Genomic DNA, 22,528 nt, shown 5'->3' on the forward strand with positions numbered 1-22,528 from the left:
CAGTGTGACGTACGGCGTACGCCCGTTTTGTCCCGGGTGTCGCCGGGTGGCGGTCACCTGGCGCGCTTGCGCAGCCCCTCCAGGTCGTGGACGACCACGCGGCGGCGGCCGGTCTCGATCAGGCCCCGGTCCCTGAGGGAACGCAGGGCCTTGCTGACCGCCTCGCGCGAGGCCCCGGTCCACCCGGCCAGCTCGTCCTGGGAGAGCGGCAGCTCCACCCGGATCCCGCCGTTGGCGGGCCTGCCGTACCGCTCGGCCAGTTCCACCAGCCGGGTCGCCACCCGGCCGGTGGTGTCGAACGCGCCGTACTCGATCCGCTTGCGGTCGGCGTCGCGGACCCGGCCGGTCACCATCTGCAGCAGCAGCACCGCCACCCGGCCGTGCTCCTGCAGGAACGCGGTGAAGTCGCGCAGGACCACGCCCTCCACCGGCTCCAGCGCGGTGACCGTGGCCGAGCGCGGCAGGCCGTCGATGACCGAGAACTCGCCGAGCAGCGCGCCGGGCCCGCGCACGGCGAGGACCACCTCGGTGCCGTTCGCCGTGTGCGAGGACGCCTTGACCCGGCCGGAGGTCAGCACGAGCACCCAGTCGGACACGTCGCCCTCGGTCATCAGGGTCGCCCCCCGATCCCAGCGACGCATCCGCCCCGCGGCGCGCAGCGCGGCGGCCTCGTCGGGGGTGAGTAGAGCGAGGAACTCGCCCGGCTCGGATGAAGGGCTCACGGGAACCTCCTGGCGGTGCGGCGCCGTGCGGTTGCCCTGTCGATTATGTCGGTCCCGCCCCCGGGTGAAAAACGCATTCCCCCGTTCGGATTAGCCGATCCGTATTTACCGTACAAATGGCCATGAATTACCCGGCCTCACATCAGCGCGGAGAGCACGTAGGCGCGCACGGGGTTCTCCTTGCCCTTCAGGCTCAGGTCGCCCAGTGAGCGGGCCTGGGCCCGGGGGCCGATCAGGTCGAGGGTGCTCTGGCCGATCACGACGGTGCCGGGCTCGGCGACGCCCTCCAGCCGGGCGGCCACGTTCACGCAGTCGCCCATCGCGTTGAATCCGCGCAGCTGGGGGCTGCCGATGTTGCCGACCAGGGCGGGGCCGGTGTTGATCCCGATCCTGAAACGCGGATAGCCGGGGCTCGTGGCGACGATCTTCTCGGCGGCCTCCTGCATGGCCAGGGCCGCGCGGGCCGCGGCCGCGGCGTGGTCGGCCTGGCGTGCCGGGGCGTTGAACAGCGCCAGCAGCGCGTCGCCGACGAACTGCACGATCGTGCCGCCGTTGCCGAGGATGATCGGCACGGCCGCCGAGTGGTAGCGGTTCAGCATCTCCACGATCTCCGCGGGGGCCACCCGCTCGGAGAAGCTCGTGAACCCCTTCAGGTCGGCGAACAGCGCGGTGAGCTCGACCAGCTCGCCGCCGAGCTCGGCCGTCCTGGGGTCGGCCAGCAGGGACTTGGCCACATCGGGGGACATGTACTGGCGGAACAGGGTCTCCAGCTCCTGGTAGAGCCGGGCGTTCTCCAGGGCGATGGACATCTGGCCGGCCAGGGTGGCCGCGAGGGCGTCGTCTTGGGGGGTCCGGCCGACGGGGACCCGCAGGGCCCCGGCGAGCCGTCCCTTGACGGTCAGCGGATGCACGACCGCGTCGTCGAGCCGGACCGGCTCGCTCGCGGGGAAGTCGTCCTGGCGGTACTCGGCCGAGCCCATGGAGACCACCCCGTCGGAGACCAGCGCGATGCGCACGTCCCCGTACGCCTGCCGCGCCCGTTCCAGGGACTGCACGAGCAGCTCGTTCTCGGGCAGCCCGACCCGGGCCCGGTTGCCCAGCTCCACCAGCGCGCCCAGCCGTTCCGACAACTCCCGCTCGTTGGCCAGGGCCTCGCCCGCCCGGTCGAGCACGGCGGCCTGCGCCTCGGTGAGCCCGAACTTGCCCGCCAGCCGGGTCGCGACCGGGACCCGGCTGTCCGCGCTGCGCCGCAGGTGGCCGACGAGCTCCTCCAGGGCCCGCTCGTAGTCCGCCCGGATCCGCCGGACGGTCGCGGCCAGGGCGATCGAGTCGAACAGCCCGGCGGTGGAGCCCTCCCGGCGCGACTGGATGTGGGCGCCGTAGGCGACGAACACGAAGGCGAAGGTGAGCAGCAGGTGCCACAGCCACCACGACAGGTGCCAGTTGAGGTGGTACATCCCGGCGAGCATCGCCTCGGCGAGCAGGGCGTAGGCGGTGATCATGCTGATCAGCATCGCGGCCGGGCGCCTGCGGTGGAGCCGGAACAGCATCGCCGCGGCGACGCCGTACAGGACCAGCCCGATCAGTTCGACCCCGCCGAGACCGGCGCCCAGCTTCGGCGGCCGGCTGGACAGCGGGGTGAGGTCGGGGACCAGTGAGAGCACTCCCCACAGGACGAGCAGCAGCACCAGCCCGCCTCGGAGCCAGGCCTGTGAGCGCAGGACGGCGGAGGCGGTGCGCTCGTTCAGCGGCAGCGCCGAGGCGAAGGCGAACCCCGAGGCGATGAGCAGGCCGACGGGCTGGGAGAGCTCGAACCCGTAGTTGGGCTCGGGAAGGATGATCGTCGGTGTGGTCAGCCCGTGCATCAGGAAGAAACCGGCGCTGCTCAGGAAGACCAGGGAGACGAGCAGCAGCCGGGCGTCCGACCGCCGGGCCGAGGCCTGACTGATCATGGCGCCCAGGACCACGTTGATCCCCGCTACAAGGATGATCAGCCAGAAGTGGCTGGGATTGTGATGCCATTCGATGTTGATGCCCGGGTTGGCCAGCAGCAGCCACAGGCCCAGCACGGGCAGGGCCAGGTGGATCGTCCAGACCACCGCGCGGACCGGCTGCGTGGCCGGGGGAAGGTATGGCTCTCGCCCGGCGCCGCCCATGTCCGCGGTGGCCGTCGGGTCGTTCGTCGGCACAGTGGCCTCCGTATTCATCAGGGGTTCTCGACCCCCTGTAGCGTCCGCCCCCGTCCATCGGACAGGGCTCCCCCGAACGGTTCGATTATTCCGGTACGCCGCGGATGCCGCCAACGAGGTTTCGGTTGGCTTGATCACAATCGGGACACCACGGCGATCCCGCCCGTCACCCCTTTCACGATTGATCGTTACTGAAGCCGCTATCACTTCCGAATCTCCACTAGAAGAAAGAACCGACCATGGGATTACGTGTCATGGCAACCAGCAAGAATCTTGTGCTCATGGCGGTGGGCGTCGTCGTGGGCGGCACGCTCATGGTGGGTGGCGCGGCCATCGCGAACGCCGGGCCCGGGAGCACCGTCTATGCGTGCGTTCTGAAGCAGACCGGCGCGGTCCGGATCGTCACGGCGACGACGACCTGCCGCAAGGGCGAGAACAAGATCGCCTGGAACCGGCAGGGCCCGGTCGGCCCGGAGGGCGCGCCGGGTGCGGCCGGAGCGCAGGGTCCCCAGGGTCCCCAGGGTCCGACCGGCGCGCAGGGACCCCAGGGTGTGAAGGGCGAGACCGGTCCGCGCGGACCCCAGGGCGAGCGGGGCCTGAAGGGCGACAAGGGCGACAAGGGCGACAAGGGGGAGACCGGAGAGCGGGGGCCTCAGGGCCCGAAGGGTGACAAGGGCGAACGCGGGCTCCCCGGCGCCGGCGGCTTCAAGCTGAAGTACGTCGCGGGGCCCGTCAATTCGGCCAACGTCAACGGCGGTTCCGCCGGCTCCGCGGCGGAGTGTCCCAGTGACTACATCGCCGTGTCCGGCGGGTACAAGGGGGCCTTCGACGACAAGAGCCCGGTGACGGTGGAGAGGAACGGCCCCAACGGCGACTCGTGGGACGTGGTCATCGTCAACCACAGTTCGACGGCGGCGGCGACCGTCCAGGCGTACGCCTTCTGCGCTCCGGAGGACGCGATCGGGTGAGCCGGTTCGGCACCTCGCAGGGCGACGGGGTGCGGATCTGCGGATCCGTGGATCGACAGGGTGCGGCCCGGGTGGGCCGCACCCTGTTTTCCGATCTTGAGTGACCCGGTGTTCACGGCTTCGCGTCCAAAGCGTGATGTTCTCCGTGACAACTCTTGGAACGGTTGAAACGTGAAACATCCGACCCTCAGATCACACCAGTCCCCCTGGTGTCGCAGAAAGGAAGCCCCGTGGCTTTCAACGTCCCGGGCGTGCGCACGATCAGTGTCGTGGCCGTCGGAGTGCTGGCCGGAACCATGCTCTCGGTGGGCGGCAGCGCCGTCGCCGCGACCGCCGGCGAGGAGGTGCACGCCTGCGTCCACAAGAAGACGCGCTACACCCGGATCGTCAACCCGACGGCCAAGTGCCGCACGACGGAGATCCGGGTGACGTGGGGTTCCCAGGGGCAGCAGGGCGTGGCCACCGCCGGCCCGCAGGGCGAGCAGGGCCCCCAGGGCAAGCAGGGCCCGGCCGGTCCCGCCGGTCCCCAGGGGCCGCAGGGCTTCCGCGGCCCGCAGGGCAAGCAGGGCCTGCAGGGCCCGAAGGGCGACACCGGTCCGCAGGGCCCCAAGGGTGAGACGGGCGCCCCGGGCAAGGACGGCGAGACCGGCCCGCGCGGCCCGCAGGGTGAGCAGGGCCCTCAGGGTCCGCAGGGCAAGCCCGGTGAGAACGGCGCTCCGGGTAAGGACGGCAAGGACGGGGCGCAGGGTCCCAAGGGCGACACCGGCCCGCAGGGCAAGCAGGGACTGCAGGGCCCGAAGGGCGACACCGGTCCGCAGGGCCCGCAGGGCAAGCCCGGTGACGACGGTCGCGACGGCCGTAACGGTGAGGACGGCGAGAGCGCCTACGACACCTGGCGCAGCCTGCCGGGCAACCGGTACAAGAGCAAGGAAGAGTTCATCGCGTCACTGAAGGGCCCCAAGGGCGACAAGGGTGACAAGGGCGACCCGGGCTCGGGCGGCGGCTCCGCCACCACCACCGTCGTCAGCAAGTCGTTCAGCTTCGGCAACGGCCAGTCCGGGTCCGCCTCCGTGAGCTGCGGCTCGGGCAAGGTCGCCACCGGCGGCGGCTACAGCATCGACGGCAGCCAGTCCGCCCAGATCTTCGCGAGCATGCCCAGCGCCTCCAGCGGCACGCCGACCGGCTGGACCGTCTCCGGCAAGAACGCCTCCGGCACCATCTACGTGATCTGCCTGTGATCCTTTCCGGGGAGCGGATCTCGCAGGACGAGACCTCCTGAGATAGGGCCCTCCGGATGGCTGCCGGAGGGTCCCACCCGGGATGCAGGGCCCGCCGTCTGCTCGGACGCCTCGGCGGCAGGGCCCTCGCACGGCGAAGGGGTACGGCTCACGCGAGCCGTACCCCTTCGTCCGTTGGAGCCGTCAGCCGAAGATGGCCGGAAGGGCGCCGGTGTGGACCTCGCGCAGGTTGGGCAGCGGGATCTCCAGGACTCCCTCGACCGTCAGCGAGGCGCCGCCGGTGGTGCCCAGGCCGTAGCACGGCACCTCGTGGGCCGCGCAGAGCTCGGCGAAGGCGTCGAAGGACTCCGGACGCACGGTCACCAGGGCGCGGGCCGCGGACTCGCTGAACAGGTCGGTGAAGGCGTCGTCGCCCGTCAAGGCCACCGAGCAGCCGACGCCCCGGGCCAGGCAGGCCTCGGCCAGGGCGATGGCCAGACCGCCGTCGGACAGGTCGTGGGAGCCGGTCAGCAGGCCGCGCGCGGCGGCCTCGACGAGCACGCGCGCCAGGGCGCGCTCGGCCTCCAGGTCGACCTCCGGCGGCAGGCCGCCGAGGTGGCCGTGGGCGACGTGCGCCCACTCCGAGCCGCCGAACTCCTCGCGGGTCTCGCCCAGCAGGACGACCTTGTCGCCCTCGCCGGTGAAGCCGCTGCGCACCCGCCTGGCCACGTCGTCGATCACGCCCAGCACGCCCACGACCGGGGTCGGGTGGATCGCGGCGGAGCCGGTCTGGTTGTAGAACGACACGTTGCCGCCGGTCACCGGGACGCCGAGGGTCTTGCAGGCGTCGGCCAGGCCGCGCACGGCCTCGGCGAACTGCCACATGACCTCCGGGTCCTCGGGGGAGCCGAAGTTCAGGCAGTTGGTCACCGCCAGCGGGGTGGCGCCGGTCACGGCCACGTTCCGGTAGGCCTCGGCCAGGGCGAGCTGCGCCCCGGCGTAGGGGTCGAGCCGGGCGTAGCGGCCGTTGCCGTCGGTGGCCAGCGCGATGCCGCGGGAGGTCTCCTCGGCGCCGGGCATGGCCTCGCTGATCCGCAGGACGCCGGCGTCGGCGGGCTGGGCCAGCACGGTGTTGCCCCGGACGTAGCGGTCGTACTGGGAGGTGACCCACTCCTTGGAGGCCAGGTTCGGCGAGCCGAGCAGCTGCAGCAGCGTCGCGCGCAGGTCCTCGGGGCGGGGCAGCTCCGCGGGCGTGGCGGCGTTGAGCGCGGCCTGGCCGGCCGGCTCGTGGAACGGGCGCTCGTAGACCGGGCCCTCGTCGGCCGCGGTGCCCGGCGGGATGTCCACGATGGTCTCGCCGTGCCAGGTCATGACCAGGCGGCCGGTGTCGGTGACCTCGCCGATCACGGTCGCGGGGATGTCCCACTTGGCGCAGATCGCCATGAAGGCATCGATGTCGTCGGGGGTGACGACCGCCATCATGCGTTCCTGCGACTCGCTCATCAGGATCTCTTCGGGCCGCAGCGACGGGTCGCGCAGCGGGACCAGGTCCAGCTGGACGTCCATGCCGCCGGTGCCCTTGGCCGCCAGCTCGGTGGTGGCGCAGGACACGCCGGCCGCGCCGAGGTCCTGGATGCCGACGACCACGTCGGCCTGGTACAGCTCCAGGCAGCACTCGATCAGCAGCTTCTCCATGAACGGGTCGCCGACCTGCACGCTGGGCCGCTTGGCCTGCGACTCGTCCTCGAAGGTGGCGCTGGCCAGCACGGAGGCGCCGCCGATGCCGTCGGGGCCGGTCAGCGCGCCGAACAGCACGACCTTGTTGCCGGGCCCCGGCGCGGTGGCCAGCTTGATCTGGTCCTTGCGCAGCAGGCCCACGCACAGCGCGTTGACCAGCGGGTTGCCGATGTAGCAGGGGTCGAAGACGACCTCGCCGCCGATGTTGGGCAGGCCCAGGCAGTTGCCGTAGTGACTGATGCCCTCGACCACGCCGGGCAGCACCCGCCGCGTGTCGGGCTGGTCGGCGCCGCCGAAGCGCAGGGCGTCCATGACCGCGATCGGCCGGGCGCCCATCGACATGATGTCGCGGACGATGCCGCCGACGCCGGTGGCCGCGCCCTGGTGCGGCTCCACGTAGGAGGGGTGGTTGTGCGACTCGATCTTGAAGGTGGCGGCCCAGCCGTCGCCGATGTCCACCACGCCGGCGTTCTCGCCCATGCCGACGAGCAGCGCCTCGGACTCGGGCGCCTTGGTGCCGAACTGGCGCAGGTGCACCTTGGAGGACTTGTAGGAGCAGTGCTCGCTCCACATGACGCTGTAGATGGCCAGCTCGGAGCTCGTCGGGCGGCGGCCGAGGATGTCGCGGACCCGGTCGTACTCGTCGCGCTTCATGCCCAGCTCGGCGTACGGCTGGCGCTCGTCGGGGGTGTCCGCGGCACGCTTGACGGTGTCGAGGGCGGGGGAAGACTGACTCACGCGCCCTCCTCCGTCGGCCGCGTTCGCGAGACTGCTGTGTCCATTGGCTCGCTCGCTCCGCTCGCTCACGCGTTCACCAGCTTCTTCAGGATCGAGGTGAAGAATCCGCGGCCGTCGGTGCTCGGGGCGCCGGTCAGGTCCTCGACGGCGTGCTCGGGATGGGGCATCAGGCCGACGACGTTGCCGGCCTCGTTGCGGATGCCGGCGATGTCGTCGAGGGAGCCGTTGGGGTTGCCCCCGACGTAGCGGAAGACGACCTGGCCGCCGGCCTCCAGGGCCGCGAGGGTGGTCTCGTCGGCGACGTAGCGGCCCTCGCCGTGCTTGATCGGGAGCACGATCTCCTGGCCCTCGGTGAAGTCCGAGGTCCACGGGGTGGCGGTGCTCTCGACGCGGATGCCCTGGTCGCGGCAGATGTAGTGCAGGCCGGCGTTGCGCATCAGGGCGCCGGGCAGCAGGTGGGCCTCGCAGAGGATCTGGAAGCCGTTGCAGGTGCCCAGGACGGGCAGCCCGGCCCGGGCGGCGGGGATCAGTTCCTCCATCAGCGGAGCGAAGCGGGAGATCGCCCCGCACCGCAGGTAGTCCCCGTAGGAGAACCCGCCGGGCAGGAAGACGGCGTCGACGCCCTTGAGGTCGCGGTCGGCGTGCCACAGCGGGACGGCCTCGCCGCCCGCGTGCCGCACGGCGCGGGCCGCGTCCTGATCGTCAAGAGTTCCGGGAAAAGTGACGACGCCCACGCGGGCAGCACTCATGGCAGCGTTCCCCTCCACAAACGAGCGCCGCGCCGACGTCTCACACAGCGGACGGCGGTCTGCGGCGGTGCGTCCAGGCTATCCGCTCCGTGTCGGAGAGTCGTACCGGGATCCGTCTGATCGCACAGTCCGCCCCCGCCAGGACCTCGTGATCTTTGGAGGATCCTACGAACGCCGTCGCGTGACCGGGGGCGCAGGGAATGAATGGGGCCGGTGGTCAGACCGAGGCGAGCTCGCGGGGGCGCGCGGTCACGGCCTCGTCGACGTCGAGCCGCTTGCGCAGCAGGACGGTCGTCCCCTGGCCCGGGGAGTTCTCGAAGGAGATCTCGTCGACCACGGCCTGCATGATGAGGATTCCCCGGCCGTTCTCGATGTCGGAGGAGGGGTAGTGCTCGGGGATCCGGACCTGGCCGCGGCCTTTGTCGATGACCCGGACGTCGCAGCGGCCGAGGCCGATGGCCGCCTCGACGTGGTAGCGGTTGGCGGGGCCGCCGTGGCGTACCGCGTTGCCGCACGCCTCGCTGACCGCGAGCAGAATGTCGGAAACGCAGTTCTCGGTGACGTGGAGGGAACGAAGGGAGTCACCGAGTACTCTGCGGACCATCGGAATGCCGACGGCCTCTCTTGGCAGAGCCAACGAGAACTCGATATCCACCGGATTCCTCCCGGGGCCAGACGTCACCTTGTGAAGGTTTCCCGCCCCGAATCCGGCCTAACCGCAAAATAACTGTGATGTTATCCGCAGTTGGTCAAGGCGTGGCGTTCGACAGGCTCTCTAGACCAATTTCTGCGGCCGGGCCGGAATGGCGTGTTACCTATGTGACTGTTTGTGCCTCGATGGAACTAGCCGTTCACTCCTCGACGGTAACGGTGAAGTCTTCGATCACTGTGTTGGCCAAAAGGGTCTCCGCCATCTTTCGGACATCCGAAAGCGCGGCCTCGTCCGCCGGGCCGTCGAGCTCCACCTCGAACCGCTTGCCCTGCCGCACCGCGGAGACACCGGAGAAGCCGAGCCGGGGGAGCGCGCGGGCGATGGCCTGGCCCTGCGCGTCGAGAATCTCGGGCTTCAGCATGACGTCGACGATGACGCGCGCCACGGTGTTCCTCCAGGTGTCACGGGACGGTCGGGCGCCTCAAGCGTAACGGGCCCCGGCGGGCGGTCGTCGCCGGGGCCGGGCAGGTGCCCGGAAGGCGGGATTCTCCGGGAATGCGGAGATCCTGACAGGGAACGGGGCGGGGGATGAAAGGCGGGCGAGGAGGGAACGGGGAAGGCATGGACGCCGGAGCAGGTCTTGCGCACAGGTATGTGACCTCTGCCACGATGTCCACAAGCGCTGACGAACCCCTACCAGACGGATCCGATGCGTCGCTAACCGGCCGGTCGGCGGCAGTGATCCTGCCGAGACGGCCCCGAGCACACAGGAGCGGCACGTGACAGCCGACGCCTCTCGTGGTGCGCAAGCACCCCCCGAGCTCGTCCAGTTGCTCACCCCCGAGGGGGAGCGGGTCGAGCATCCCGACTACGACATCGACCTGACGCCCGAGGAGGTCCGCGGCCTCTACCGCGACCTCGTCATGATCCGCCGGGTCGACCTGGAGGCCGTCGCCCTGCAGCGCCAGGGCGAGCTGGGAATCTGGGCCTCGCTGCTCGGCCAGGAGGCCGCGCAGATCGGTTCCGGCCGGGCGCTCACCGAAGCGGACATGGCCTTCCCGACCTACCGCGAGCACGGCGTGGCCTGGTGCCGCGGCGTCGATCCGCTGAACCTGCTCGGCCTGTTCCGCGGGGTCAACCACGGCGGCTGGGACCCCGCCGAGCACAACTTCCACCTGTACACGATCGTGATCGGCAGCCAGACGCTGCACGCCGTCGGGTACGCCATGGGCATCCAGCGCGACGGGGCCGTCGGCGAGGACGGGGCCGCCACGATCGTCTACTTCGGCGACGGCGCCACCTCCCAGGGCGACGTCAACGAGTCGTTCATCTGGGCGTCGGTGTTCAACGCGCCCGTGGTGTTCTTCTGCCAGAACAACCAGTGGGCCATCTCGGAGCCGCTGGAGAAGCAGTCGCGGATCCCCCTCTACCGCCGGGCCAGCGGGTTCGGTTTCCCCGGCATCCGGGTGGACGGCAACGACGTGTTCGCCTGCCTGGCGGTCACCCGCCAGGCGCTGAAGAACGCCCGCGAGGGCCAGGGGCCCACGCTCATCGAGGCCTTCACCTACCGCATGGGCGCCCACACCACCTCCGACGACCCGACCCGCTACCGGGTGCAGGACGAGCTGGAGGCCTGGAAGCTCAAGGACCCGATCGAGCGGGTGCGGGCCTACCTGTTCAAGAACCAGCTCGCCGACCAGGCCTTCTTCGACAAGATCGACGCCGAGGCCGACGAGCTCGGCCGCGACGTGCGCAGGCGCTGCCTGGAGATGCCCGATCCCGAGCCGCTGGAGATCTTCGATCACGTCTACACGGAGCCGCACCGGTTGATGGATGAGGAGAGAGCGCGGTTCGCCGCCTACCTCGCCGGGTTCGAGAGCGAGGAGAGCAGCCGATGACGACGCTCACCCTGGCCAAGGCCCTCAACGAGGGCATGCGCAAGGCCATGGAGGACGACTCCAAGGTCCTCGTCATGGGCGAGGACGTGGGCAAGCTCGGTGGCGTTTTCCGGGTCACCGACGGGCTGCAGAAGGACTTCGGCGAGGACCGGGTGATCGACACCCCGCTGGCCGAGTCGGGGATCATCGGCACCGCCATCGGCCTGGCGCTGCGCGGCTACCGCCCGGTCTGCGAGATCCAGTTCGACGGCTTCGTCTTCCCGGCCGCCGACCAGATCATCACCCAGCTCGCCAAGATGCCGCTGCGCTCGCTGGGCGCGATCAGGCTGCCGGTGGTCGTGCGCATCCCCTGCGGCGGCGGCATCGGGGCCGTGGAGCACCACAGCGAGTCCCCCGAGGCGTACTTCACCCACACCGCGGGCCTGCGGGTGGTGGCCTGCTCCAACCCGGCGGACGCCTACACGATGATCCAGCAGGCGATCCGGTGCGACGACCCGGTCGTGTTCTTCGAGCCCAAGCGGCGTTACTGGGACAAGGCCGAGGTCGACACCTCCCTCGGCGGCGGCGACTGGCCGGCCTTCGACGAGGCCCGTGTCGTCCGCCCCGGCGCCGACATCACCCTGCTCGCCTACGGCCCGATGGTGAAGACCTGCCTGGAGGCCGCGACGGCCGCCGAGGAGGACGGCCGCTCCGTGGAGGTCGTGGACCTGCGCTCGCTCAACCCGCTGGACATGCCCGCGGTCGCGGAGTCCGTACGGCGCACCGGGCGGTGCGTGGTGGTGCACGAGGCGCCCGTCTTCAGCGGCTACGGCGCCGAGCTCGCCGCCCGGATCACCGAGGAGTGCTTCTACAGCCTGGAGGCGCCGGTGCTGCGCGTCGGCGGGCCGTCCACGCCGTACCCGCCCTCCCGGCTGGAGGAGCACTATCTGCCCGACCTGGACCGGGTGCTCGACGCCGTCGACCGCTCGTTCGCGTTCTGAGAGGGAGATGATGAAGGAGTTCAAGCTCCCCGACGTGGGCGAGGGCCTGACGGAGGCGGAGATCGTCCGCTGGCACGTGAAGGTCGGCGACCCGGTCAAGGTCAACCAGACCATCGTGGAGATCGAGACCGCCAAGGCCGTGGTCGAGCTGCCCTGCCCGTTCGAGGGCGTGGTCTCGGCGCTGATGGCCGAGGAGGGGCAGACCGTCGACGTGGGCACGCCGATCATCGCGGTCGACGACGGGTCGGGCCCGGCGGCCGGGTCCGGCGGCGCGGTGGCCGGGGAGGCCCTGTCCGGCGGGGAGGGCGGTACGGCCGAGCGCGCCGGGCGGGGCGAGGCCCTGGCCGACGACATGGTGCCGGCGCCGCCCAAGGAGGAGCGCCAGCCCGTGCTGGTCGGCTACGGCGTCAAGATGGGCGCGGCCAAGCGCCGCCCGCGCAAGCAGCCCCCGGCGGCTCCGGGCTCAGGCGTCTCCGCGACCCCGGCCGCCGCAGCCCCCGTCTCCGCGCCTCCCGTCTCCGCGCCTCCGGTCTCCGCGGCTCCGGTTCCGGTCTCTCCGGCTCCGGCCTCGGTCCCGGCTCCCGCGGGGAACGCGCACGCCGGGGCGGACGGTCCCGGCACGGGTCGTGTCGCCGTACTGGCCAAGCCGCCGGTGCGCAAGCTCGCCAAGGACCTCGGAGTGGACCTCGCCACGCTCTCCGGGACCGGGCCGCAGGGCTCGATCACCCGCGAGGACGTGCACTCGGCCGCGAACGCCGCGCCCGGACAGGAGACCGGACCCGCCCGCCCGGCGGCGCGCGCCGTACCGGCCGGGGGCGAGGAGCGGATCCCGATCAAGGGGGTGCGCAGGGCGACCGCCCAGGCCATGGTGTCCTCGGCGTTCACCGCCCCGCACGTGACCGAGTTCCTCCAGGTCGACGTGACCGCGACCGTGGAGGCGGTCGCGCGGCTGCGTGCCCTGCCCGACTTCGCCGAGGTCAAGGTCTCGCCGCTGCTGCTGGTCGCCAAGGCGGTGCTCGTCGCGGCCCGCCGCCATCCGATGATCAACTCGTCGTGGGACGAGGCGGCGCAGGAGATCGTGGTCAAGCACTACGTGAACCTGGGCATCGCCGCCGCCACCCCGCGCGGCCTGATCGTCCCCAACGTCAAGGACGCCCACGCCCTGTCGCTGCCGGAGCTCGCGGCGGCGCTCGGCGGGCTGACCGAGACCGCGAGGGCGGGCCGCACCCAGCCCGCCGACATGGCGGGGGGTACGTTCACGATCACCAACGTGGGCGTGTTCGGGGTGGACGCGGGGACCCCGATCCTCAACCCGGGCGAGTCCGCGATCCTGGCCCTCGGCCAGATCAGGGACCTGCCGTGGGTGGTGGACGGGCAGATCGTGCCGCGCAAGGTGTGCACGCTGGCGCTCTCCTTCGACCACCGGATCGTGGACGGAGAGCTCGGCTCGCGGTTCCTGCGCGACGTCGGCGACATGCTGGAGGACCCGCTGCGCATGCTCGCCTGGGGCTGAGCCGGCCGCGGATCCCACGGGGCGGGGCGGCGGCGGCCGTCCCGCCCGCCGGCCGTACGCTGGCGGGGCATCCGAACCGAAAGGACGACCATGTTCCGCCACGTCGTGCTGTTCACCTGGGCCGATGACGCCACCGACGAGCAGAGGGCCGCGGTGGTGACCGAGCTCGGCAGGCTCCCCGGGATCATCCCCGAGATCCGTTCCTACACCCTCGGCGCCGACGCCGGAGTGAACCAGGGCAACCACCAGTTCGCCCTGGTGGCGGACTTCGACAGCGTCGACGACTATCTCGTCTATCGCGACCACCCGGTCCACCAGGCGGTGATCGCCGAGCACATCAAGCCGATCCTGGCCTCCCGCGCGGCCGCCCAGTTCACCTTCTGACCGCCGCCGGACGCCCCGCCGCCGGACGTCCCACCGCCGGACGTCCCACCGCCACCGGCCCACCGGCCCATCGGTCGCCGGCCGCCGGTCAGAACTCCGGCGGCTGGTTCTCCCGGTGCATCAGGCGGTTGTCGGAGGTGCTGCCACGCCGCGGGGCGAGCAGGATGCTCAGCACGACCCCCACCCCGCCGACGATCATGAAGATCAACCCGATGACGTCGATGTGCACGTTCTCGCCCAGGACGTCGGGTTCGATGGCGAACCGGAGGATGGCACCGAGCGTGAGAAAGAAGATGCTGACCCCGACACCCATCCGGACCTCCGGGCACACATAGCGGCCAGGTAAACAACGCGTTCGGGGTCGGTCATACCCGCCTCCGCGTGCGCAAAATCCCGGTCTCAGGCCCAGCGCAGCGGTCGGGGCCGATAGCCGGCCCGCTCCCTGGCCGTCCCCGCGTGCGCCATGACGCGCATGTCGTTCCTGCGCGGCGGGGCGGAGGGGAACAGCGACTTGGCCCTGGCCGTCGGACCGGAGGAGCCCAGCCAGACGCGCACGCCCAGAGCCTCGGACACCGCCGTCGGCCAGTCGGTGACCCCGTCGACGTAGTGCGGGCGGGCCTCGCCCAGCCGGGCGGTGAGCGCGGCCTGGCCCGCCAGGTCGCCCTTGCGGCCCACCGGCAGTTCCCCGATGTCGTAGGAGTCGCACATCCGCGACACCGGCGCGTCCAGGTGGGTCAGGGCCAGGGCGTCCACCCCGCCGGCGACCGCCAGCGCGTAGCGGTGGGCCACGGCGTCGAAGTGCCCGGTCCTGAACGGCCCCTGCCAGCGGCCGTCGCCGTTGTGCGGCTCGGGCAGGGCCAGGTCCGGGTCCTCGGTGACCAGCGGTCCCGGCCCGTGCCGCGGCGTGTAGGTGCGCAACACGCCGAGCCGTACGGCGTGCACCCCCTCCAGCAGGGCCAGCGCGTTGTCGAAGGTCGTCGTGCTCCAGGTCGTGTAGGGGTGGAAGCCGTGCCACTCGTCGAGCAGCACCCCCTGGGCGCCCTCGAAGACGACGGGCCTGCGGCGCAGCAGCTGGGTCATGTGCGAGGAGTCGACCAGGGCCACCCGCGCGGCGAACGCCCGGTAGGCGGCCACGCAGTCGGCGACCGGGGGCCCGCCGACCCCCAGCCGCTCGCGCAGCAGGTTCAGCTTCTGGGCGAGCAGCCCCGGCCGCTCGCAGTCGCCGGCCTTGGGCGCCACGAACGGGTTCTCCAGCGCGTAGGCCATCGTCTCGCCGACGCCCATCCCGCAGGACCCGTGCCGGTCCTCACCGCGCGCCAGCTCGCGGGCCCGGCCGGCCTCGATGTGGTACGGCGTGGCGAGCAGGGCCTCCCGGTCGACGGTGATCATGCCGTAGGGGCGGGAGACGCCGAGCCGGCGCAGGTGCTCGGCCTCGGCGGTCAGCGCCAGGGGGTCGACCACCACGTACCGGGACAGGTGGGTCGGGACGCCGCGCAGCGTCCCGGACCCGAACTGGGAGAAGGTGTGGTGCCGCCCGTCGGGCAGCACCACGTTGTGGCCGGCCTGGGCGCCCCCGTTGAACCTGACCACGGCGGCGACGTCGCCCTGCGCGCAGAGCCAGTCGACGACCCCGCCCTTGCCCGCGTCGCCGTACCCGAGATCGACGACGATCATGTGGTCCTTCACAGCCGTGTCACCCCGCTTCCGCCGCGGTCGAGGCCGAGGCCGTCGCCCACCACCAGCGTTCCGCGATCCAGCCGGGCCAGCGCCTTGGACACCGAGGCCCCGGCGGCCGAGCCGAGCTCCTCCAGGTCGTCGAGCCCCTCGGCGAGGTCGATGGCGTCCTCGCCGAGACCGACGGTGAGCGCGATGGTCTCGGAGACCGCGTCCAGGTCGTCCAGCTCCAGCACGTTCTGCCCGAGCAGCGCGCGCCAGGTGGCGAGCACGTCGCGGTTGCCCGCGTAGCTCGCCCCGGCGGGCAGGATGTAGTAGACGTCGTACATCCGGGTCAGCTCGCCGACCATCTCGGCGATCGGGATGTCCCGTTCCAGCCGGTCGCCGATCACGTCGCGGACCTCGCGCCGCTTCACCTTCCGGTAGGGCAGCTCGTCGCCGATGATGAACAGATAACCGCGGCGGCCCCGCTTCTCGAAGCAGTCGATCGAGGTGTGCCGGGCCATGAAGTACATCGCCAGCTCGTAGGACTCGGTCATCTGACCGCCACCCCCGCCCTCCAGCAGGATGTCGCCCAGCTGCTCGTCCATGCGGTTGTCGGACTCGAACTGCCCGACCTGCAACGGCGCCCGGTCGCACGTTGCGTCGCCGATCGCGCCGAACATGATCTGCGGGTCGGTGGCGTACCCCTTGCGCAGCAGCAGGCCGAGCAGGTCCGGCAGCTTGGTCTGCAGCGCGCGGGGCACTCCGCCCATCGAACCGGTCACGTCGAAGAGCACGGCCACGGCCAGCGACCGGGGGTGCTCGTCGGAGTCGCGGCTCTCACGGAACCGCACGCCGTGGGGGTCGAGGTCCTCGTGCACGGTGCGGGCGCCCCTGTCGCTGTAGGCGAAGGCGCTGGCGCCGCTGGCGGCGCGCAGGCGCTCGGCGGCGGAGTAGACGTCGGTGGACCAGATTCCGCTTCCCATGAGGGACTCCCGTTCTTCCGGAGGGGCGTGCTGAGAGGGGGCGTGCTAGAGGTGGAGCGGCCGGTACTTCCGTGGGCCGTACAGGTCGTCGAGGAGCTCGTCGAGTTCGGCGAGCAGGCGCCAGGCGTCGTGCGGGGGGCTCAGCAGGCTCCCCCGTACGAAGGCGCGCATCGGTGCGGGCAGGTGGTGTGTGCCGCCGTCCGGCCCGCCCATGAGCGCGGCGACGCAGCGGGTGGCCAGGCGGATGTCGAGGGCCGCGGTGGCCGGTTCCCCGGCGAGCGCGTCGGGCGGATAGTCGTCGCGGTGCCGGGAGACCAGGGCGGTGAGCGGGCTGCCGATCGGGACCGACAGACTCCAGTCGACGAGGATCAGCCCGTGCTCGATCGGGTGGACCAGCACGTGGTGGCCGAAGACGGCGCCGTGCACGATCCCGGCCCGGTGGACCGTGCCGATCGCGACCAGCAGCCGCCGCCAGATCCACGCCGCGTCCCGCGGGTCCAGCCGCGGACGGCGGCGGGAGATCTCGGTCAGCGTCAGGAAACCGTCCGGCGCCCTGCTGATCACGTTGGCCTGCCGCTCGATCCCGTCCGAGCGGTGGCGGAAGGACTCCACCAGCCGCGGCACGTACGGCAGCAGCAGCGGGTCGCCCTCGCGCTCGACGGTCCTGAGCGCCTCGGCCTCGCGCCGCATCAGGTCGTTGTCGGCCGGGCTGAGGGGCAGCTTGACGAGGGTGTCGCCGTCGGTCCGGTAGAGCACGGCCGTGGCCCCGCGGCGCAGGACCCCGCCGAGACGGTAGGTCCCCCGCCTGGTGGTGATCACCGTCTCCCCGCCCGGCTCGTCCTCCCTCTCCCCGCCCGCGCTCCCGTGGCGGGCGGAGGAGGCGCGGTCCGGGGCGGCGGTCCCGTCCCGTCCGGGGGCGGAACGGGCGGCCCACAGCCCGGCCAGCCTGACGAAGGCCGCGGCGGCCTCCGCACCGCGGGCCAGGTCGGGGTGGAGGAGCCGGGCGAGCCGGCGGTAGACGGTGCCCGGCGCGTCGCCGCCGAACAGGTCGCGCGGGACCCCGGCCGCGTTGACCAGGGCGATCGCCTCGTCCGTCGTCATCGCCCGCCCTCCTGCCCGCCCGCCGGCGGCGGCCGGATCGCGTCCCGGCCCGGTCGCGGCGTTCACCGGATCTCCTCCTCCCGCTCCGGTCGCAGCAGAGCGGGATGGAGGAGCCGGGCGTCTCCGGCACGGTAGAGCTTGGCCCGGGGACCGCCTCGGGCGCCGCCGCTCTCGGTGGTCTCGCCGGTGCTCTCGACGAACCCCGGAACCGAGAGGATCTTCCGGTGGAAGTTGCCCGCGTGCAGCGGGACCCCCCACACGCTCTCGTAGACCCGGCGCAGCTCGGAGATCGTGAAGGTCTCGCCCACGAACGCGGTGGCCAGCGGGGTGTACTCCAGCTTGGCCCGCGCCCGCTCCAGGGCGTGTCCCAGGATCCGCTCGTGGTCGAAGGCGAGCTTCGGCAGGTTGTCGATGCCGTACCACGCGGCGTCGGCGGCGTCGGAGCCCGCCTGGGGGTCGGGCAGGTCCGGGGCGAAGGCCAGATAGGACACCGAGACGATCCGCATCCGGGGGTCCCGGTCCGGCGCGCCGTAGCTGGCGAGCTGCTCGATGTGGACCCGGTCGGTCATCCCGGTCTCCTCGGACAGCTCCCGCAGCGCGGCCTGGTCCAGGTCCTCGCCCGGCCGGATAAACCCGCCCGGCAGCGCCCATCGCCCCGCGTAGGGCGGCTCACCCCGCTCGACCAGCAGAACGTGCAGCACGCCCCCGATGATCGTGAGCGCCACCACGTCGACCGTCACGGCGACCGCCGGATAGGCCCGTGGATCGTAGCCCGCCAGGTATTCACTCTTACTCATCGCCTGTCCTTCTCAAACTGAGACAATCTCAGTATGAGAAGGACTTGGGGGCCTGTCAATCCGCAGTTCCGGTACCGGCGTGTAACACAAATCACTCATGTCGATCGACCACCCGCCGACCGGTGAGGTGTCATAACAGGTCGGAAGGTCAGAGCGTGATCAATCTTCGGAACACCCCCATCCTGGCGAAGCTGGCCGTGCTCGCCATGGTCGCCGTCATCGGAGTCCTCGCCGTGGGAGCGATCAGGTTCGCGGACATCGAGCCGACCGAGCTCGCCGCGCGCAAGGCGAAGGTCCAGAGCCTGGTGGAGTCGGCGCGCTCGGTCGTGGAGAGCTACCACGAGCAGGCCGAGAAGGGCGTCCTCACCGAGGAGCAGGCCAAGGCGGCCGCGCTGACCGCGGTGAAGGCGATGCGCTACGGCGGGGGCGACTACTTCTGGATCAACGACATGAGCCCCGTCATGGTCATGCACCCGATCAAGCCCGAGCTGGACGGCAAGGACCTGTCCGGCAACGCCGACCCCGACGGCAAGCTGCTGTTCGTCGAGTTCGTCAAGGTGGTGCGCGCCCAGGACGCGGGCTTCGTCGAGTACCAGTGGCCCAAGCCCGGCAAGGAGGAGCCCGTCGCCAAGCTGTCGTACGTCGCGGGGTTCGAGCCGTGGGGATGGGTCATCGGCACCGGCATCTACATCGACGACATGCAGGCGACCGTTCTGGACAAGGAGCGGAGCACCGCCCTGCAGACCGGCGCGGTCGTGGGCGCCGTGCTCGTCGTGCTCGTCCTGGTCGGGCTGGGCATCTCCCGTCCGGTGCGTGCCCTGACCGCCGCGACCCGCAAGCTCGCCGAAGGCGACCCCGACGTGGCGCTGCCGCCGACCTCGCGTGACGAGATCGGCCGGATGGCCGCAGCCCTCGGAGTGCTGCGCGACGACCTCGCCGGCAAGCAGGCTCTGGAGCGCGAGCACGAGGAACTGCGGGCGCGGGCGGAGGAGGACCGCCGCCGCTCCGTCGAGACGCTCGCCGCCCGGCTGGAGGCGACGGTCTCGACGGTCGTCGCCCGCCTCGACGAGGCGGTCCTGGCCATGCGTGACGGCGCGGCGGAGCTGGGCACCACCACCGGCGGCCTGAGCGAGACCGTGCGCGAGATCTCCCACCTGGCCGAGCAGTCGAGTGCGACGGCGGCGCGGGCGGCCACCGAGACGGCCAGCGCCGGCGGCACGGTCAACGGCCTCACCGCGGCGGCCGAGACCATCGGCGGCGTGGTGGAGGTGATCCGGCGGGTCGCGGCCCAGACCAACCTGCTGGCGCTCAACGCCACCATCGAGGCCGCCCGGGCGGGCGACATCGGCAAGGGCTTCGCCGTGGTGGCCAACGAGGTCAAGGAACTGGCGCAGCAGAGCTCGCAGGCCACCGACGAGATCGCACGCGAGATCGAGGCGATCCAGCACACCTCCCAGGGAGCCGCGCAGGTCATCGACCGCATGGCCAACGCCGTACGCAGCCTCGGCGCCAGCACCGGGGAGGTCGCCGCGGCGATCGCGGGCGAGAACGGGGGCGAGCAGAACGTGAGCGTGCGGCACTCGGCCGAGGCGACCGGCCGGGTGGCCGCCCGGATCGAGAGCCTGTCGGCGGACCTCGCCGCCGAGGCGGGCCGCCTGCAGGCGGAGTTCTCCCAGCTCCTGGCCGAGATGCGGCACTGACGACACCCGCCCGCCCGGCCCCGCGGCTCCGGTTCAGGACGCGTCGGCCGGTACGGCGGAGGCATCCGGCAGGCGGTTCAGGACGCGGAGTCCGGTACGGCGGGCAGGAGCACCCGGAAGGCGGCGCCCCGGCCGGGGGAGGTGTGGAGTTCCACGCGGCCGCCGTGGGCGGTGACGACGGAGTGGACGATGGCCAGGCCCAGGCCCGCGCCGCCGCCTGCCGTACGGCTGCGTGAGTCGTCCGCGCGGTAGAAGCGGTCGAACGCGCGGGCGGCCCGGTCGGCGGTCATCCCCGGGCCGGCGTCCTCGATCACCAGTACGGCCTCGTCCCCGGCCGTGCCGACGCCGATCCGCACGGGGGTGCCCGGCGGGGTGTGGGCCACGGCGTTGCCGACGAGGTTGGCCGTCACCTGCCGGAGCCGGGCCTCGTCGCCGTGGACCGGCGCCTCCCCGGGAGGGCCGCCGTCCGGGCCGGTCAGGGTGACCGGGCGGGTGGGGTCCAGCACGCGCAGGTCGTGGTGGGCGTCGACGGCGAGCGTGCGCAGGTCCATCGGGGCGAGGTCCATCGGCAGGGCGCTCTCGCCCTCGTCCAGGCGGGCCAGCAGGAGCAGGTCCTCGATCAGCCGCGAGAGACGTCCCGACTCGCTCTCGATGCGGCTCATGGCCCGGTCGATGTCGGGCAGGCCGCCCATCCGGTGCAGCTCGGAGAATCCCTTGATCCCGACCAGCGGTGTGCGGAGCTCGTGGCTGACGTCCGCGACGAAGCGCCGCATCCGGGCCTCCGACGCCTCCCGCTCGGCGAAGGCCCGCTCCAGCTGGCCGAGCATGCCGTTGAGCGCGGACGACAGGCGGCCCACCTCGGTCCCCGGCGCCGCCAGGCCCGGGACCCGCCGGGACAGGTCGCCCCCGGCGATGGCGGCGGCCGTCTCCTCGACCCTGCGCAACGGCCGCAGCCCGGCGCGTACGGCGAACCAGCCTGCGACGGCCAGCAGGGCCAGCAGCACGATCGAGGTGATCACGCAGACCAGGGTGAGCCGGCCGAGGATGGACCGCGCCCCGTCCAGCGAGGCGGCCACGACGACACTGCCACCCGCCGGTGAAGCCGGGCCGCCGCCGTTCCCCCCGCCGGGGGAAGGGTCCTGCCCCCAGCCATCGCCGTCCACATCACCGAGGGGAGGGTTCTGCTCCGGGGCGCCGCCGTCGCCGAGGGGAAGGTCCCGTCCCGGTGACAACTGCTGTGCGGCCCGGGACACCGCGGTCACCCGCCAGCGCGCGGCGCCGTCCTGCCCCGGTGCCTCGAAGGGCTGCCCGCCGAGCCGGGCGACGGCCCCGGCGTCCAGCCGGGGGAGTCGCGGTCCTCGTTCCCGGTCCCGCGTGGGCAGGGTGATCCGGTGCTGGACGGTCCCGTCCGGGGCGAGGTAGAGGATGTGCACCTGGTCGATGAGGTCCGTGCCGGGGAGCATCCGCAGGGCCTGCTCGCTCTGCGAGTGGGCGGAAAACCGGAGGATCTCGGGGGAGAGGCGTGACAGCAGCGCCGCGAACGGCCTGAGCTGCCCGTCGACCCGGTCCACCAGGTGGGAGCGGAGGGTGGCGATCGCGACCACGCCGCTCACCACCAGCCCGATCGCCAGCAGGGCCGTCGTGATCAGCAGCAGGCGGCCCCGGAGTGAGAGACCCCGAGGGCGCCGTCCATCCCGTCCCGTGCTCATGTCCTCGGCCTGCGCAGCACGTATCCGACTCCGTGCATGGTGTGGATGAGCTTGGGCTCGGTGGTGTCGACCTTGCGCCGCACGTAGCTCACGTAGGTGTCGACGATGCTGGAGTCGCCCGCGAAGTCGTACTGCCAGACGTGCTCCAGGATCTGCGCCTTCGAGAGCACCTTCCCGGTGTTCAGGATCAGATAGTGCAGCAGCCGGAACTCGGTGGGCGACAGCCGTACCGGACGGCCCGCCTTGACCACCTGGCGGCCGTCGGGGTCGACCTCCAGATCGCCCGCCCGCAGCGTCCGGTCGTCGGGGGCCGATCCCGTACGGCGGAGCACGGCCTGGATGCGGGCGAGCAGTTCCTCCAGGTCGAAGGGCTTGGTCACGTAGTCGTCGCCGCCCAGCCGCAGGCCGTTGATCTTGTCCGTCGTGGCGTCGCGGGCGGTGAGGAAGAGCACCGGGACCCGGCCCGGATGGCCGGACTCCAGCGGCCGGGGCAGTTCCCTGAGACGGCGGACGACCTCGAAGCCGTCCAGGTCCGGCAGCATCACGTCGAGCAGCACCAGGTCGGGCGGGTCGCTCAGGGCGGCCTCCAGCGCCTCGGAGCCGGTGGCGGCGGAGGTGACCGTGTAACCGGCGAAGCGCAGGGTGGCCGAGAGCAGCTCACGCACCACGGGCTCGTCGTCGACCACCAGCAGCCGGTGTCCGTCCATCCGTCCCCTCCCGATGACCCATGACCCATGACCCATGACCCATGACCGATGACCGATGCCCCCGCCGGACGCGCCCGCCCGGCGGGGGCGTGTCCGGTCCCCAGAATCCCAAGGATTCCGGGGAC

At 71.9% G+C, this 22,528-nt stretch carries 20 protein-coding genes; 7 read left to right on the top strand and 13 right to left on the bottom strand.

Annotation, left to right across the window (positions count from 1 at the left end; translation table 11 throughout):
• Nucleotides 1–53: 53 nt before the first annotated feature.
• Both Psi01_RS36000 and Psi01_RS36005 read right to left on the bottom strand, forming a co-directional pair.
• Nucleotides 54–722 carry a Crp/Fnr family transcriptional regulator gene (locus Psi01_RS36000; RefSeq protein ID WP_204068633.1) on the bottom strand — a complete coding sequence of 223 codons (669 nt, stop codon included), beginning with the start codon at nt 720–722 and terminating at the stop codon, nt 54–56.
• A gap of 137 nt (nt 723–859) precedes the next feature.
• On the bottom strand, nt 860–2,911 hold the full coding sequence (locus Psi01_RS36005; RefSeq protein ID WP_204068634.1) for an adenylate/guanylate cyclase domain-containing protein: 2,052 nt from the start codon (nt 2,909–2,911) through the stop codon (nt 860–862).
• 254 nt (nt 2,912–3,165) lie between these two features.
• Here Psi01_RS36005 and Psi01_RS44285 point away from each other — a divergent pair, with 254 nt between their 5' ends.
• Nucleotides 3,166–3,879, top strand: coding sequence for a collagen-like domain-containing protein (locus Psi01_RS44285; RefSeq protein ID WP_275424639.1), 714 nt, complete (start codon nt 3,166–3,168; stop codon nt 3,877–3,879).
• A 230-nt stretch (nt 3,880–4,109) separates the two neighbouring features.
• Complete coding sequence (locus Psi01_RS36015) at nt 4,110–5,117, top strand: collagen-like domain-containing protein (RefSeq protein WP_204068636.1); 1,008 nt, start codon at nt 4,110–4,112, stop codon at nt 5,115–5,117.
• 183 nt (nt 5,118–5,300) lie between these two features.
• On the opposite strand, the gene purL is transcribed toward Psi01_RS36015, so the two are convergent.
• The 4 genes from purL to purS all read right to left on the bottom strand — a co-directional run bounded on the left by purL (nt 5,301) and on the right by purS (nt 9,417).
• Nucleotides 5,301–7,487: a phosphoribosylformylglycinamidine synthase subunit PurL gene (purL, locus tag Psi01_RS36020; protein WP_239128284.1), complete on the bottom strand. Its 2,187-nt coding sequence runs from the start codon at nt 7,485–7,487 to the stop codon at nt 5,301–5,303.
• A 149-nt stretch (nt 7,488–7,636) separates the two neighbouring features.
• Nucleotides 7,637–8,320 (bottom strand): phosphoribosylformylglycinamidine synthase subunit PurQ, encoded by a 684-nt coding sequence (gene purQ, locus Psi01_RS36025; RefSeq protein WP_204068638.1) that lies wholly within the window; start codon nt 8,318–8,320, stop codon nt 7,637–7,639.
• 217 nt (nt 8,321–8,537) lie between these two features.
• Nucleotides 8,538–8,957: an ATP-binding protein gene (locus Psi01_RS36030; RefSeq protein WP_239128278.1), complete on the bottom strand. Its 420-nt coding sequence runs from the start codon at nt 8,955–8,957 to the stop codon at nt 8,538–8,540.
• Between the two features lie 214 nt (nt 8,958–9,171).
• On the bottom strand, nt 9,172–9,417 hold the full coding sequence (gene purS / locus Psi01_RS36035) for a phosphoribosylformylglycinamidine synthase subunit PurS (RefSeq protein WP_204068639.1): 246 nt from the start codon (nt 9,415–9,417) through the stop codon (nt 9,172–9,174).
• Between the two features lie 334 nt (nt 9,418–9,751).
• Between purS and pdhA the strand changes: the two genes are divergently transcribed.
• The 4 genes from pdhA (at nt 9,752) to Psi01_RS36055 (ending at nt 13,747) form a co-directional block, all read left to right on the top strand.
• A complete protein-coding gene (pdhA, locus tag Psi01_RS36040; RefSeq protein ID WP_204068640.1) occupies nt 9,752–10,870 on the top strand; it encodes a pyruvate dehydrogenase (acetyl-transferring) E1 component subunit alpha in 1,119 nt (372 codons plus the stop codon).
• On the top strand, nt 10,867–11,850 hold the full coding sequence (locus tag Psi01_RS36045) for an alpha-ketoacid dehydrogenase subunit beta (protein ID WP_204068641.1): 984 nt from the start codon (nt 10,867–10,869) through the stop codon (nt 11,848–11,850). Before pdhA ends, Psi01_RS36045 begins: the two co-directional genes overlap by 4 nt.
• Nucleotides 11,851–11,857: 7 nt before the next feature.
• Entirely contained in the window at nt 11,858–13,363 is a 1,506-nt protein-coding gene (locus tag Psi01_RS36050; protein WP_239128279.1) for a dihydrolipoamide acetyltransferase family protein, read from the top strand.
• Between the two features lie 90 nt (nt 13,364–13,453).
• Nucleotides 13,454–13,747: a Dabb family protein gene (locus tag Psi01_RS36055; RefSeq protein WP_204068642.1), complete on the top strand. Its 294-nt coding sequence runs from the start codon at nt 13,454–13,456 to the stop codon at nt 13,745–13,747.
• Nucleotides 13,748–13,835: 88 nt separating this feature from the next.
• On the opposite strand, the gene Psi01_RS36060 is transcribed toward Psi01_RS36055, so the two are convergent.
• The 5 genes from Psi01_RS36060 to Psi01_RS36080 all read right to left on the bottom strand — a co-directional run bounded on the left by Psi01_RS36060 (nt 13,836) and on the right by Psi01_RS36080 (nt 18,287).
• A complete protein-coding gene (locus Psi01_RS36060) occupies nt 13,836–14,060 on the bottom strand; it encodes a hypothetical protein (protein WP_204068643.1) in 225 nt (74 codons plus the stop codon).
• A gap of 86 nt (nt 14,061–14,146) precedes the next feature.
• Nucleotides 14,147–15,421 (bottom strand): adenylosuccinate synthetase, encoded by a 1,275-nt coding sequence (locus tag Psi01_RS36065; RefSeq protein ID WP_204068644.1) that lies wholly within the window; start codon nt 15,419–15,421, stop codon nt 14,147–14,149.
• An 8-nt stretch (nt 15,422–15,429) separates the two neighbouring features.
• A complete protein-coding gene (locus Psi01_RS36070; protein ID WP_204068645.1) occupies nt 15,430–16,389 on the bottom strand; it encodes a hypothetical protein in 960 nt (319 codons plus the stop codon).
• Nucleotides 16,390–16,434: 45 nt separating this feature from the next.
• A complete protein-coding gene (locus tag Psi01_RS36075) occupies nt 16,435–17,490 on the bottom strand; it encodes a lipopolysaccharide kinase InaA family protein (protein WP_204068646.1) in 1,056 nt (351 codons plus the stop codon).
• A gap of 62 nt (nt 17,491–17,552) precedes the next feature.
• Nucleotides 17,553–18,287, bottom strand: a complete 735-nt coding sequence (locus Psi01_RS36080) for an NUDIX hydrolase (RefSeq protein WP_204068647.1) — start codon at nt 18,285–18,287, stop codon at nt 17,553–17,555.
• Between the two features lie 155 nt (nt 18,288–18,442).
• On the opposite strand from Psi01_RS36080, the gene Psi01_RS36085 reads away from it, so the two are divergent.
• A complete protein-coding gene (locus tag Psi01_RS36085) occupies nt 18,443–19,987 on the top strand; it encodes a cache domain-containing protein (protein ID WP_204068648.1) in 1,545 nt (514 codons plus the stop codon).
• Nucleotides 19,988–20,064: 77 nt separating this feature from the next.
• Here Psi01_RS36085 and Psi01_RS36090 read toward each other — a convergent pair whose 3' ends face one another.
• Together Psi01_RS36090 and Psi01_RS36095 are read right to left on the bottom strand one after the other, a co-directional pair.
• Nucleotides 20,065–21,696: a sensor histidine kinase gene (locus Psi01_RS36090; RefSeq protein ID WP_204068649.1), complete on the bottom strand. Its 1,632-nt coding sequence runs from the start codon at nt 21,694–21,696 to the stop codon at nt 20,065–20,067.
• Nucleotides 21,693–22,403 (bottom strand): response regulator transcription factor, encoded by a 711-nt coding sequence (locus Psi01_RS36095; protein WP_204068650.1) that lies wholly within the window; start codon nt 22,401–22,403, stop codon nt 21,693–21,695. The genes Psi01_RS36090 and Psi01_RS36095 overlap by 4 nt, the downstream gene beginning before the upstream one ends.
• Nucleotides 22,404–22,528 lie beyond the last annotated feature (125 nt).

The organism is Paraplanobispora siamensis, from assembly GCF_016863175.1.
GTDB classification, from domain to species: Bacteria; Actinomycetota; Actinomycetes; order Streptosporangiales; family Streptosporangiaceae; genus Planobispora; species Planobispora siamensis.

Bases quoted from the DNA above. Each gene is read 5' to 3' on its own strand.
- Psi01_RS36050 (WP_239128279.1), top strand. From the start codon at position 11,858: ATGATGAAGGAGTTCAAGCTCCCCGACGTGGGCGAGGGCCTGACGGAG.
- Psi01_RS36090 (WP_204068649.1), bottom strand. From the start codon at position 21,696: ATGAGCACGGGACGGGATGGACGGCGCCCTCGGGGTCTCTCACTCCGG.
- Psi01_RS36060 (WP_204068643.1), bottom strand. From the start codon at position 14,060: ATGGGTGTCGGGGTCAGCATCTTCTTTCTCACGCTCGGTGCCATCCTC.
- purQ (WP_204068638.1), bottom strand. From the start codon at position 8,320: ATGAGTGCTGCCCGCGTGGGCGTCGTCACTTTTCCCGGAACTCTTGAC.
- purL (WP_239128284.1), bottom strand. From the start codon at position 7,487: ATGAAGCGCGACGAGTACGACCGGGTCCGCGACATCCTCGGCCGCCGC.
- Psi01_RS36065 (WP_204068644.1), bottom strand. From the start codon at position 15,421: ATGATCGTCGTCGATCTCGGGTACGGCGACGCGGGCAAGGGCGGGGTC.
- Psi01_RS36045 (WP_204068641.1), top strand. From the start codon at position 10,867: ATGACGACGCTCACCCTGGCCAAGGCCCTCAACGAGGGCATGCGCAAG.
- Psi01_RS36075 (WP_204068646.1), bottom strand. From the start codon at position 17,490: ATGACGACGGACGAGGCGATCGCCCTGGTCAACGCGGCCGGGGTCCCG.
- Psi01_RS36055 (WP_204068642.1), top strand. From the start codon at position 13,454: ATGTTCCGCCACGTCGTGCTGTTCACCTGGGCCGATGACGCCACCGAC.
- Psi01_RS36080 (WP_204068647.1), bottom strand. From the start codon at position 18,287: ATGAGTAAGAGTGAATACCTGGCGGGCTACGATCCACGGGCCTATCCG.
- Psi01_RS44285 (WP_275424639.1), top strand. From the start codon at position 3,166: ATGGCAACCAGCAAGAATCTTGTGCTCATGGCGGTGGGCGTCGTCGTG.
- Psi01_RS36070 (WP_204068645.1), bottom strand. From the start codon at position 16,389: ATGGGAAGCGGAATCTGGTCCACCGACGTCTACTCCGCCGCCGAGCGC.
- Psi01_RS36095 (WP_204068650.1), bottom strand. From the start codon at position 22,403: ATGGACGGACACCGGCTGCTGGTGGTCGACGACGAGCCCGTGGTGCGT.